This is a genomic window from uncultured Tateyamaria sp. (assembly GCF_947496075.1).
Taxonomy (GTDB): domain Bacteria; phylum Pseudomonadota; class Alphaproteobacteria; order Rhodobacterales; family Rhodobacteraceae; genus Tateyamaria.
Window position 1 is genome coordinate 243,167 of record NZ_CANMBJ010000005.1, and the last position, 12,576, is coordinate 255,742.

The 12,576-nt window shown below is 57.7% G+C and carries 8 protein-coding genes; 5 read left to right on the forward strand and 3 right to left on the reverse strand.

Annotated elements, in window-relative coordinates; all coding sequences use genetic code 11:
* Positions 1–36 precede the first annotated feature (36 nt).
* The 4 genes from Q1A51_RS18250 (at position 37) to metG (ending at position 4,393) form a co-directional block, all read left to right on the forward strand.
* The gene (locus Q1A51_RS18250; RefSeq protein ID WP_299604534.1) at positions 37–678 is read left to right on the forward strand and encodes a hypothetical protein; all 642 of its coding nucleotides are present in this window, start codon (positions 37–39) and stop codon (positions 676–678) included.
* Positions 679–741: 63 nt separating this feature from the next.
* Positions 742–1,329 carry a YceI family protein gene (locus tag Q1A51_RS18255; protein ID WP_299604536.1) on the forward strand — a complete coding sequence of 196 codons (588 nt, stop codon included), beginning with the start codon at positions 742–744 and terminating at the stop codon, positions 1,327–1,329.
* A gap of 67 nt (positions 1,330–1,396) precedes the next feature.
* Positions 1,397–2,620: an MFS transporter gene (locus Q1A51_RS18260; RefSeq protein ID WP_299604539.1), complete on the forward strand. Its 1,224-nt coding sequence runs from the start codon at positions 1,397–1,399 to the stop codon at positions 2,618–2,620.
* Between the two features lie 60 nt (positions 2,621–2,680).
* The gene (gene metG, locus Q1A51_RS18265) at positions 2,681–4,393 is read left to right on the forward strand and encodes a methionine--tRNA ligase (protein ID WP_299604542.1); all 1,713 of its coding nucleotides are present in this window, start codon (positions 2,681–2,683) and stop codon (positions 4,391–4,393) included.
* Positions 4,394–4,615: 222 nt separating this feature from the next.
* Here metG and Q1A51_RS18270 read toward each other — a convergent pair whose 3' ends face one another.
* The 3 genes from Q1A51_RS18270 to Q1A51_RS18280 form a co-directional block, all read right to left on the reverse strand.
* A complete protein-coding gene (locus Q1A51_RS18270) occupies positions 4,616–7,135 on the reverse strand; it encodes a methyl-accepting chemotaxis protein (protein WP_299671459.1) in 2,520 nt (839 codons plus the stop codon).
* A 782-nt stretch (positions 7,136–7,917) separates the two neighbouring features.
* Entirely contained in the window at positions 7,918–8,472 is a 555-nt protein-coding gene (locus Q1A51_RS18275; RefSeq protein WP_299604548.1) for a tetratricopeptide repeat protein, read from the reverse strand.
* A 42-nt stretch (positions 8,473–8,514) separates the two neighbouring features.
* Complete coding sequence (locus Q1A51_RS18280) at positions 8,515–9,015, reverse strand: Lrp/AsnC ligand binding domain-containing protein (RefSeq protein WP_299204796.1); 501 nt, start codon at positions 9,013–9,015, stop codon at positions 8,515–8,517.
* Between the two features lie 82 nt (positions 9,016–9,097).
* On the opposite strand from Q1A51_RS18280, the gene putA reads away from it, so the two are divergent.
* Complete coding sequence (gene putA / locus Q1A51_RS18285) at positions 9,098–12,511, forward strand: bifunctional proline dehydrogenase/L-glutamate gamma-semialdehyde dehydrogenase PutA (RefSeq protein ID WP_299604551.1); 3,414 nt, start codon at positions 9,098–9,100, stop codon at positions 12,509–12,511.
* Positions 12,512–12,576: the final 65 nt, after the last annotated feature.

Sequence of the window (12,576 nt, forward strand, 5' to 3'; positions counted from 1 at the left end):
ATTGAGAACATATAAAGAACACGCTACCGTATAGACATGCCATTGCCCACGTCACTTGCCCAGCACACCAAATCAGGCGTCCGCGCTTGTCTGCCCCTGTTGTCCGAAGGGGCGCAACATGGGCTTGGGCATGGGTTGGCAATGGGCCGGGTACACGAGGCTTGTGGCCCTGCCCGCCACCGGCTTGCCATGTGGCTGGTGGCACAAACCAAGGGTCCAGTGATCTGGATCACCCCGGATTGGAGCACGGAACACCTGAACCCTTGTGGCATGATGCCGTCACTCGACCCAGCACGGCTGATCATAGTCCATGCAAAGCGGGCGGATGACGTGTTGTGGAGTATGGAAGAAGTTTTGCGCAGCGGCACCGTGCCCCTTGCCATCGCCGATATGCCCGGCCTGCTAGGCCTGACCCCGGTCCGCCGCATGCATCTGGCGGCCGAAAACGGAGGAGCGGGCAAAGGCGACGCCCCGCTGGGCCTGTTGCTGACGCCTGGAATGGGCGGTGCACAGGGTGTTGAAAGCCGCTGGCATTTGACCCCTGATCACCGGGGCGACCAAGGCCGTTGGCGTCTGACACGGCTGCGTGCACGCGCTGCCCCTGAACAGACGTGGGAAATCACGCGTCATCCTGATCACGTGCTTCCCCGCATCTCCGGGTCGATAAAGGCTGCGTGACCTGCGACTAAATCCAAGGCTGGCGTGTTACCTCTGCAGAACAGACCTGCAAAGGACATCGTCATGAACCGCCGCCACTTGCTACTTTGTGCCCTCGCCACACTCACGCCGCGTACAGGTTGGGCTGTCCCCACCCCCTATCGCCTTGGTACAGGCGGCGCGACGATCACCTATACATTCATGCTGAACGGCGCGCCGGTGAAAGGAACGGTGCCTGTCAACCAAGCCGACCTGACCGTTGACCCCAACAATCTGGACAAGTCCACCGCCCTCGTCAGCGCCGATGTGCGCCGTGCACGCACCGGTCTGATCTTTGCAACAGAAGCGCTGAAATCACCTTCGGTTCTTGATGCGCAAAACCATCCCACCGCCCGCTTCCGATCAACACGTGTAAAGCTGGGGGCCGGTGGGCGTCTTTCCGATGGCGCCACGCTCGAAGGGGATCTGACATTGCGCGGTGTCACCCGCCGCATTCGCTTCGATGCGGGTCTGTTTCGCGCCCGCGGCAGTGCCGCAGAGGACTTCAGCACTCTTACCGTCATGCTGAAAGGCCGTATCGACCGGCGCGAATTCGGCGCAACAGGCTATGCTAATCTGGTGGACGACACCGTCGGCATCGACATCGTTGCCGAAATCACGGCAGCTGGCTGAAAAACGACGCAGGCCCGTCGAATACCCGCTAGGCAAGCCCCCCGACTCGCGCCACAAGGAGCTTGCAATGCGCATGCTCATCTCCTTCGCGGCCCTGTTTCTGTCGGTCATTCTGCTGCAACTCAGTTCAGGCGCGCTTGGTCCGCTGGATGCGCTGTCGGGTCTCGCGCTCGACTTCACACGGCAAGAGATCGGCCTGCTGGGATCTGCCCATTTTCTGGGTTTCTTCATTGGATGCTGGTGGGCACCACGTCTGATGGGCAGCGTCGGGCACAGCCGCGCCTTTGCTGCCTTTACCGCAGCAGGAGCCATCGGATTGATCGCTCATATGATGATCGTGGACCCGATAGCCTGGGCAGTGATGCGCGTCGCGTCCGGCATGTGCGTTGCAGGCTGCTACACCGTGATCGAAGCCTGGCTCCAATCCAAGGTCACGAATGCCACCCGCGGTCGAACCATGGGTGTGTACCGGTTGATGGATATGGGCGCGTCCCTCGCCGCCCAGCTTGTGATCGGGGTGCTCGAACCAGCAAGCTATGTTAGCTACAACTTGTTGGCCATCGTGTGTTGCGCGGCTCTGTTGCCCCTAACCTTGACCAAGGTGAAACAGCCTGAAACACCGAGCGCCCCACGTCTCCGCCCCAGATTGGCAATCGAACGCTCTCCGCTGGCTGCCGCAGGGGTCGTAGTGGCCGCCCTGTCCAGCGCATCCTTCCGTATGGTCGGCCCCATCTATGGTCAGGAAGTGGGACTAACAGCACAGCAAATCGCATGGTTCATGGCCGCCTTCGTGCTGGGAGGGGCGCTGGCGCAATATCCCGTGGGGTGGCTGGCTGACAAGTTTGACCGCCGCTGGGTGCTGATCTGGCTGTCGGCCGCAGCAATGGGCAGCTGTGCGATCACAGCCCTTGCAACCGACCTTGATACAACGGGCATAATGCTGACCGCCGGACTATTCGGTCTGACAACTTTTCCCATCTATTCGGTGGCTGCGGCACACGCCCATGACTTTGCCGATGCTTCGGAGCGGGTAGAACTGTCAGCCGCGTTGATGTTCTATTTCGCCCTCGGTGCCATCGCAGCCCCGATTACTGCCTCGGCCCTGATCGACGCTTTCGGCCCACCTGCGCTATTCGCCATGATCGCGGTAGGGCATGCTATTCTGATCGTCTTTGGTTTAGCTCGGATGCGCGCCCGTGCCACGCCGACCAAGCGTACGCGTTACATCTACGCCCCACGGACATCCTTCCTGATTGGGCGTTTGACGGGCCGCAGTCGCGACAACAAGTAACAGGTCTTTTCCACCGGGCATCCCGCTGATACATGGGCCGCAATCATTCAAAGGCCCATCATGCAGCGTCATCTGATCACGTCCGCCATTCCCTACATCAACGGGATCAAGCATCTAGGCAACCTTGTTGGCAGCCAGTTGCCAGCCGACCTTTATGCCCGCTACCAGCGTGCGCGGGGAAACGAGGTCTTGTTTTTGTGCGCCACCGATGAACACGGAACGCCAGCTGAGCTTGCAGCAGCCAAAGCTGGCAAACCAGTGGCTGAATACTGCGCGGAGATGCACAAGATCCAGGCCGAGATTGCCAAGGGTTTTCGTCTATCCTTTGACCATTTCGGACGGTCGTCATCGCCTCAGAACCACGCTTTGACCCAGCACTTTGCCGGTCGGTTGGCCGATGCGGATTTGATCCGTGAGGTGACAGAGAAACAAGTCTATTCCAACGCGGATGGCCGCTTCCTCCCTGACCGATACATCGAGGGCACCTGCCCAAATTGCGGCTATGATAAGGCGCGCGGCGACCAGTGCGAGAATTGCACCAAGCAACTGGACCCAACCGATCTGATCGAGCCGCGGAGTGCAGTGTCCGGCTCAACCGATCTCGAGGTGCGTGAAACCAAGCACCTTTATCTGCGTCAATCCGCGCTCAAGGATGACCTGAACGCCTGGATCGATAGCAAGACCGATTGGCCTTTGCTAACCACGTCGATTGCCAAGAAGTGGTTGCACGATGGTGACGGCCTGCAGGACCGCGGGATCACAAGAGATCTGGACTGGGGCATTCCCGTGCGCCGTGGCGACGCTGACTGGCCCGGTATGGAGGGCAAGGTATTCTACGTCTGGTTCGACGCGCCAATCGAATACATAGCCTGCGCTGGCGAGTGGTCAGATGCGCACGGCGGCGCAGATTGGGAACGTTGGTGGCGGACCGACAAGGGCGCAGATGACGTGCGCTATACCCAGTTCATGGGTAAAGACAACGTGCCGTTCCACACGCTCAGTTTTCCGGCCACCATCCTTGGTTCTGGAGAGCCGTGGAAAATGGTCGATCACCTCAAGTCTTTCAACTACCTGAACTACGATGGCGGTCAGTTCTCGACCAGCCAGGGGCGGGGTGTGTTCATGGACCAGGCGCTGGAGATCTTGCCCGCCGACTATTGGCGCTGGTGGTTGTTGTCCAATTGTCCCGAGACATCGGATTCAGAGTTCACGTGGGAACTCTTCCAGCAAGGTGTGAACAAGGACCTCGCAGACGTCCTTGGCAATTTCGTAAGCCGCGTCACAAAATTCTGCCGTTCCAAGTTCGGAGAGATCGTTCCGAAAGGCGGAGTGTATGGAGACCGAGAAGAAACGCTGATTGCAGAACTGGACGCCCGCCTCACACGCTATGCTCAGATGATGGACTCCATGGAAGTGCGTAAATCAGCGCAAGAGCTTCGCGCTATCTGGGTCGCAGGGAACGAGTATCTCCAGGCCGCCGCTCCGTGGGCAACCATCAAGGAGGACCCCGAGACGGCAGCCATGCAGATCCGTCTTGGCCTGAACTTGATCTCGTTCTATGCCACCTTGTCCGCGCCGTTCATCCCGGATGCGGCCCAAAAGATGAACACCGCGCTGCAGATCGAAAAGGCACAGTGGCCAAGCAACGCATCAGATGCCCTCGACAGCTTGCCTGCCGGACAAAGTTTTGCCGTGCCTGAAAATCTTTTCGCCAAGATCAGCGACGAAGACAGAAAGGACTGGCAAGATCGTTTCGCCGGAGGCCGTGCTTGACGGCAACCCGTCCAGCGGGCATGCGCCGAAAATGTGAGTAACGCCGCCTCTTTTGTTTTGTGAGTGAAGCGTTCGTGTAGGGCTGATGAGCGCTACACGAACGCTTGTTCATACCGGAGACTTTTGGTGCCGCAGGCCCTGTCATTCCGGTATCACGCACCGGCGGTATCGTCATGAATTCCGTCGATATGGTTTTGCGCAAGCCAAAGTTGATCAAATGGGCTAAAACTCTTCCCATCCTGTGGGCTCCGCCGTGTCATCATCCGAAAGGGCAAGGGCACCATTCACTTCCAGCAACTGTGTTACATCTGGCAGTACGGTACTGGTTACGGACGCTCCAGTATCTTCAAATCGGACCAAGCCAATCTTGAATTGCGCGACAGCGTCTGCAAGTGCATCTGCCTCACCCGTCAATGCATGGCTTGCTGCTGTGGTCTCTTCAAACATTGCCGCATTCTGTTGGGTGACATGATCCAGTTCATTCACTGCGGCGTTGATCTCGTTCAAGCCCGCTGATTGTTGGCGTGTTGATGTCGCGATTTCGACCATTCGTTCGGAAATATCGGTAACAGAAGATACGATTGCTGACAGCGCGCCCCCTGTCCGATCGACCAGTTCAACGCCGTGCTGGACTTGCTCAGCGCTCGTGGAAATGAGCGTATTGATTTCCCGGGCCGCGTCAGAGGATCTTTGTGCCAACGCGCGCACCTCGGTTGCAACAACGGCAAAACCACGACCAGCCTCACCAGCACGGGCCGCTTCAACCCCTGCATTGAGCGCCAGCAAATTGGTTTGGAACGCGATGTCATCAATCACGGATGTGATCTTGGAAATCTCGTGAGACGACGCCTTGATACCGTCCATTGCACTCACCGCTTGACGTGCAATGTCCCCGCCCTGCTCAGCATTGCGTTTTGCATCTTCAGAGGTTTTGCTCGCCGCATCGGCGCCTTCAGCAGCAGAACGCACAGAAGATGTGAGCTCATCCAATGCAGCTGCCGTTTCTTCGAGAGTGGCGGCCTGTCGTTCCGTCCGACGTGACAAATCATCCGCAGCGCTGGTGATTTCAGCTGTTTCACTCCGAATGGAGTTCACATTGTGCGTCACAGTGGCCATTGCATCGCGCAGACTGGTGAGTGCCCCGTTAAAATCCAGCCGGAGTTTCTCGTATTCGTCGGGAAACGGATCTTTCAACTCGAGCGTCAAATTGCCTTCGGACAGGTCTTGCAGGCCCTGCCCCAAGGCGGCAACAACGGTGGTCTGATCGCGAGCAATCTGTGCCTGATGATCCCGCGCATCCAGTACTTCCAACTCTGCCTCGGTCACATCCGTTCCGATAAGGATATAGCGCTCAATCGCCGCGTCTTCGGTGCGAACGCAGACAAAACCACCATCAATGACCCGCCTTTCCCCACCGATAGACTTTAGATGTATTTTGCCGTGCAGCCTTTCTCCTTGCTGCAAGGCAAATAGAACATCGTGCGGAATCTTCGGATCAGGCTGGTCAGCAGCAAACAGGGTGCCCAAAGTTACGTCCGCGAGATCGCCTGGTTCTATACGCAAGCGCTTTGCGGCAACTCCATTCACGCCAGAACACCGTCCGACATCATCGAACTCTATGCGCATCTGCGTGCTATCTATTCCTGCCAATAAGGCTGCGTCTCGTTGTGCCGTCGTCTGATCCGACCATTCAACAACCGCACCAATCGTTCGACCCATATAGTCCTTTGTCTGGCTCAGATTAATGCGCACATGCCGTTCGCCAACCCGTAGCACCATGCTGTTGTCGCGCGGACTGCCGGGATCACTCAGGACATCGAGCAGATCTGCAACATCTTTCATCTCACCAAGATTGGTACCAATCCATGCATCACACTGAACACCAGGCCATAGTGCATTCAGGTCGGGCAAAAGGCTGTTCAGGAGCGCCGTGCAGGCGGGGTTGACGAAAATGATCTGATTGGTTTCATCTACCATCATCATTGGTGCGGTCGACCCTTCGAATGCGGCACCTTTGAATGCGCTTTCCCGCTGCCCCTTCGTTGCCTTGGCCAGTGCCAATCTGAAGCCATCCAAACGGCGGGACATGTTACCGATTTCGTCACCACGCTTTGTGCCCGGAACATCGATCTGATATTCCTTCCGCGCGATTGCGGACATAGCTTCAGTAAGCCCATTTATTGGGCGCGACACGTCGTACCAAGCGTACGTGATGATCAGGGCCATCGCGAGAACGAAGGCCGCAGCCGCAACCGCCATCGCCATCATCTGATTGTGTGCAAGAAAGGCGATGACCTGCGCATCGTCCCAAGCCGTGACAACCGCCCCTGCCACCACTGCTTCCGGCCCGAACTTCACTGGATATGCGACCACCAAACCATTCTCTGACGCCGACACCTGACCAGTCTTGATCGCGCTGGCGGCAAGAGACGCCGCATCCGGTGCAAGTACATCCATCTCAGGACTACCAAACATCTGCAAGCCAGCTGAATCGACAACCAACGCTCCCTGCACCTCGGGTTCGGCTGCGGCAATCACGCTTTTGGTTATTTCCTTAACAGCAGCCTCATTTGCAAACTTGATGGAGCCACCCATCTGCATGGCCAGAAGCTCGGTCACGTTTTGCGCACGCGAAGTCAGTTCTGAGTGCAAGAGCTTGCGTTGCGCCGAGTAGTCAAACGACACCATCGCTGCAAGAACTGAGAGCGTGACCAGCGCAGTCATCAGTACTGCTTTCGCCATTAGTGAGTTCAAGCGAGGCAGAACAAGCAGGTTTCGACCTGTGAATTGCATGGCATGATCCTTGGCATTGCGCGCGACAACACCTGTTGCAGCGACATGAACTGAACCACGTCCTTAGGTCACCGCACTTACTTCCGCCTTAATGCAACCGCGGAACTCCATTTCCAAATTGCAGAGAATTTTATAAAATTACAAAGAACTACGGCCAATTCTGGTTGTTTGGCAGGTCCACACCCTTATGCAACGCCGCGCTTCACTAAAAACGTTGGCAGATTGCAGGGTGACCACATTCTTGGTTTCTGGTGCGGACGGCGGGACTCGAACCCGCACGATCATACGATCGAGAGATTTTCTTACCCGCTACGGCTTTCGCCGCCGACGCATCGCGTCGTTTGTGGTCTGGACTATCCCTTCACCATCCCCGGTCGCCCGGCCTTAGGTGCTGCCCGTCTAGTCTCTACACCTTCCGATCAGGACAAGTATCCAACCGGCTTGGCTCGGGATTGGCATGGGCTAGGTATGGCCATTAGCTTTCCCCGAATTTGAGCAGTTCTACTCCCGAGGTTTCCCCCGAGGCACTCAAAACATGGCTTAAGTCTCTTGTGTCTACCGATTCCACCACGTCCGCATCTGCGTCGGACGTTGCCATAGATTTTTGATGTTGACCACGGGGGGGTCGTGCAAAACTCTAATACATGTTTTGCGGAACACAACTGCGATGGAATGCCTGCATCTGACTGAAACTGAGTGTCATTCTTCGCACGCTGGCTCTGACAACAGGACTACAATTCCTGACCTTCTGGACCAAGCGGCGCCCCATCCGCCAACAAATGACGTTCGGACAGCCACGGGTTGTTTACCAGCGCCTTTTCAAGCTGCGCGCGCGCGTCGTCTCGTCGGCCAAGGTTCATGAGTGTGAGCGCTCTTCCAGACTGCGCACCTACATGATCGGGGGACAGGTCCAAAGCCCGGTCCAAATCAATCAGTGCAGTAGCAAAATCCTCGCGCAGGAAACTGATAAAAGCCCGCTGGTTGTACCCTTCCGCGTAGTCTGGACAGTAACTCACGAGCTTATCAAAGCTGTCATGGGCACCGGCAAAGTCGAAACTGCTCCGTTGACGCATCCCACGATCCAGAACTTCCTGTGCAGCGGCGTCGGGTGCGCGCAACCACAATTGCCACATCTGGTCAGATGCAACCTGCCCGTTGCGTTCATCCGGCGCAGCATTCGCATCGGCGATCAATGCCTGCAACTCGACAGAAATGTCCGGCGCAGGCGGACATGTTTCCGCCAATGCTGGGCTGGACAACAACAGGGCGACAATAGCGTATCTCATGCTCGAAAGAATGATGCTCAGACCTCCCCGGTCAAATCACATTTACTCAAGACCGGGCAGCATAACTTCTTTGACGGCTTCCATAGCCACATAGGTCGATGTTGACGCTACATGGGGAAGGCTTGAAATCACATCCCCGAGAAATTGACGATACTGCGCCATACTCCGAGTGCGGACCTTCAAGAGATAGTCGAAATGGCTCGCAATCATATGGGCTTGCTCAATCTCCGGGATTTGCTGAACAGCCGTATTGAATCCACGCAGAGCCGCCTCACGGGTATCACTCAGGCGCACTTCCACAAAGGCCACATGATCAAGCCCCAGCGAAATCGGATCAAGCAGTGCGCGATACCCCATTATGATCCCGGCTTTCTCCAACCGCCGCAGCCGCGCCTGTGTCGGGGACTTGGACAGACCAATGCGCGTCGCAAGATCGGTGATGCTGATCCGACCATCCTCGGCAAGGGCCGTCAGAATCGATTGATCCAGCTTGTCCAATGCATTCGGTTTCTTCGCTTTCGTATCCTGCCTGAAGCTATTCATTTGTTCTGCTGTTTCCGTCAAATTCAATCATTTTACCTACTCAACCGATGATACACTTAGCTAAATGGAAAAGGAAAGCGCCATGGTACGAGAAATGAACCGTGAACTGGCTACCCAGCTTGACAACGGCATGTATGCTGAACCCGACGCCGTTCTGGCGGACCTGATCCAAACCGCCAATCTGTCTGCCATGGACCGGAATGCGATCTGCGAACGCGCCGCTCATTTGGTCACTGCCATCCGCACCCAAGCCGCACCGGGTCTGATGGAGACCTTCCTGGCTGAATATGGTCTATCGACGGATGAGGGGATCGCTCTCATGTGCTTGGCAGAGGCTCTTTTGCGTGTGCCGGATGCCGATACCATCGACGCGCTGATTGAAGACAAGATTGCCCCGTCGAACTGGGGCAAACATTTGGGCCATTCGACGTCGTCACTGGTGAATGCATCCACATGGGCGCTGATGTTGACCGGGCGCGTACTGGATGACGATCAACCGGGTCCGATTGGCCACCTGCGTGGGGCGATCAAACGATTGGGCGAGCCCGTGATCCGGGCCGCCGTCTCCCGTGCAATGAAAGAGATGGGGCGACAATTCGTATTGGGCGAGAGCATCGACAGCGCCATGGAGCGCGCTGCGGGAATGGAAGCCAAGGGTTTCACCTATTCCTACGATATGCTCGGAGAGGCCGCGATGACCGACGCCGACGCGCGGCGCTATCATTTGAGCTATTCCCGCGCCATCTCTGCCATAGCGCGGGCCTGCACCAGCGCAGATATCCGCGAAAACCCCGGCATCTCTGTCAAGTTGTCCGCCCTGCATCCCCGCTATGAACGCGCACAAGAGGCCGCGGTGATGCGCGATCTTGTACCCCGCTTGCGGTCGCTCGCCCTGCTTGCCGCATCGGCGGGAATGGGTCTGAATGTGGATGCGGAAGAAGCCGACCGTCTGTCACTGTCCCTGCAGGTGATTGATGCGGTCCTGCGAGAAAAGGCGCTTGCCGGTTGGGACGGGTTCGGCATCGTGGTTCAGGCTTACGGTCCGCGCGCAGGCACCGCTATCGATGCGATCCACGATATGGCCGCACGGTACGATCGCAAGGTGATGGTGCGGCTGGTCAAGGGCGCATATTGGGACACTGAAATCAAGCGTGCACAGGTCGAAGGTGTTGCGGGCTTTCCCGTCTTCACCCGCAAGGCCGCAACCGACGTGTCCTATATTTCGAATGCGCGCAAATTGCTGGGTCTGACCGACCGCATCTATCCGCAATTCGCAACCCACAATGCCCACACCGTCGCGGCGATCCTGCATATCGCCAATGGGCAACCCTTTGAGTTTCAACGTCTTCACGGGATGGGTGAGGCGTTGCACAGCATGGTGCTGCGCGAAAATGGTACAAGGTGCAGGATTTATGCGCCCGTGGGCGCACATAGCGATCTCTTGGCCTATCTGGTGCGACGGCTTCTGGAAAACGGCGCCAATTCCAGCTTCGTGAACCAGATCGTCGACGAGGATGTGCCGCCAGAGGTGGTGGCCGCCGATCCGTTCGCAGCGCTGGAAGACAGCGCGATCACCATCCCAGACGGCCCTGCGCTGTTCGCGCCCGAGCGCCGCAATTCGCAAGGATTTGACCTGACCCACACACCCACCTTTTCACGGATTGAAAAGGCGCGTCAGGACTTTGCTGCACATCAGTGGAACGCACAATCGCTCACGGTCAGAACGGGTGATGGCATTCAAAAACCTGTCTTGAACCCAGCCGATCCGGAGGATGTCGTGGGCACCGCCCTTTGGGCCACATCGGACGTGGTGAACAAAGCCGTCGCAGACGCCAGGGAATGGTCCGTCTCTGCCGAAGAGCGCGCGCGCATCCTGAACGCTGCTGCCGACCTATACGAGGCGGCTTTTGGCGAGCTCTTTGCTCTTCTCGCTCGCGAGGCGGGCAAAACGCTGCCGGACGCCGTGGCCGAACTGCGCGAAGCCGTGGATTTCCTCCGATACTACGCGACACACTCGGACAGCAGCGCTCCTGCAGGCATTTTTGTCTGTATCTCGCCATGGAACTTTCCTCTGGCGATCTTCACTGGACAGATCGCGGCAGCACTGGCCGCCGGCAATGCGGTTCTGGCCAAACCGGCGGAACAAACATCCTTGATCGCATACAGAGCCATCGAGTTGTTGCACCAAGCTGGCGTTCCGCGCACCTCCCTGCAATTGCTTTTGGGCGCGGGCGATATTGGTGCGGCACTGACCAGCCACCCCGATGTCAATGGCGTCGCCTTCACCGGCTCAACAGACACCGCGCTGCGCATCCGAGCCAATCTGGCCGACCATGCAGCACCCGGCACACCTCTGATCGCCGAAACCGGCGGACTGAACGCGATGATCGTCGACAGCACCGCTTTGCCCGAACAAGTGGTACGCAGCATCGTTGAAAGCGCATTTCAATCCGCCGGGCAACGCTGCTCCGCCCTGCGCTGCCTCTATGTGCAAGAGGATATCGCACCGCACCTGACCGAAATGTTGATCGGGGCAATGGACGCTCTAAACGTAAGCACCCCTTGGCAGCTTGCAACCGACATAGGCCCCGTCATCAATCCTGAAGCGCAGGCCGACATAGATACATATATTGCCACCGCTCGCACAGAGGGGCGACTGCTGCACCAGCTCGAAACCCCGACCCACGGGTACTTTGTTGCACCCACCCTGATCCGTGTGGATGGCATCGGAGATATCGAGCGGGAAGTGTTTGGTCCGGTTCTACATATTGCGACTTACGAGGCCGCTGACCTCGATGCCGTGATCGACGCCATCAATGACACGGGGTACGGTCTGACTTTCGGCCTCCACACCCGCATAGATGACAGGGTGCAACATGTGACGGACCGCATTGCTGCAGGCAATGTCTATGTCAATCGCAATCAGATCGGAGCCATCGTGGGCAGTCAGCCCTTTGGTGGACACGGACTGTCGGGGACTGGACCAAAGGCGGGCGGGCCGGACTATCTGTTGCGTTTCAGGGCACAAACACCCGAAGCATCATCCGGAACGTGGATCGCCCCCTCAGCGCTACCCCCGCTGCCAGCGAATTCGGATACGGTTCAGGACAGCACCACTCTGCCCGGCCCAACAGGCGAGTCAAACGTACACAGCCGCTCCCCACGGCCTGCACTGCTTTGCGCCGGCCCAGGCCCCGAAACAGCGGCAGCCCAGATGGCGGCCGTGACAGCATTGGGAGGTAACGCCGTTGTAGCCAGCGGGGAGATTGACCCCAAAACGCTGACCGACGGCCCTGCGTATGGCGGTGTGCTCTGGTGGGGTGCAATTGAACCAACGGGCTCCGCCTTGGAAAAGGCCCTCGCCAAGCGCAGCGGCCCGATCATCCCCTTGATCACAGGACAGCCAGACAGAGCACACGTCTTTGTCGAACGGCATGTCTGCGTGGATACAACCGCTTCGGGTGGGAACGCGGCACTGCTTGGCGCGGCCAGTTGAGCAAAGAGTTGAGCGCGCTGGGTAGATCCGAATTCACGTTCAATTCGACAAATAATGGCGCCCGC

Bases quoted from the DNA above. Each gene is read 5' to 3' on its own strand.
- Q1A51_RS18270 (WP_299671459.1), bottom strand. From the start codon at position 7,135: ATGGCGAAAGCAGTACTGATGACTGCGCTGGTCACGCTCTCAGTTCTT.
- putA (WP_299604551.1), top strand. From the start codon at position 9,098: ATGGTACGAGAAATGAACCGTGAACTGGCTACCCAGCTTGACAACGGC.
- Q1A51_RS18250 (WP_299604534.1), top strand. From the start codon at position 37: ATGCCATTGCCCACGTCACTTGCCCAGCACACCAAATCAGGCGTCCGC.
- Q1A51_RS18260 (WP_299604539.1), top strand. From the start codon at position 1,397: ATGCGCATGCTCATCTCCTTCGCGGCCCTGTTTCTGTCGGTCATTCTG.
- Q1A51_RS18280 (WP_299204796.1), bottom strand. From the start codon at position 9,015: ATGAATAGCTTCAGGCAGGATACGAAAGCGAAGAAACCGAATGCATTG.
- Q1A51_RS18275 (WP_299604548.1), bottom strand. From the start codon at position 8,472: ATGAGATACGCTATTGTCGCCCTGTTGTTGTCCAGCCCAGCATTGGCG.
- metG (WP_299604542.1), top strand. From the start codon at position 2,681: ATGCAGCGTCATCTGATCACGTCCGCCATTCCCTACATCAACGGGATC.
- Q1A51_RS18255 (WP_299604536.1), top strand. From the start codon at position 742: ATGAACCGCCGCCACTTGCTACTTTGTGCCCTCGCCACACTCACGCCG.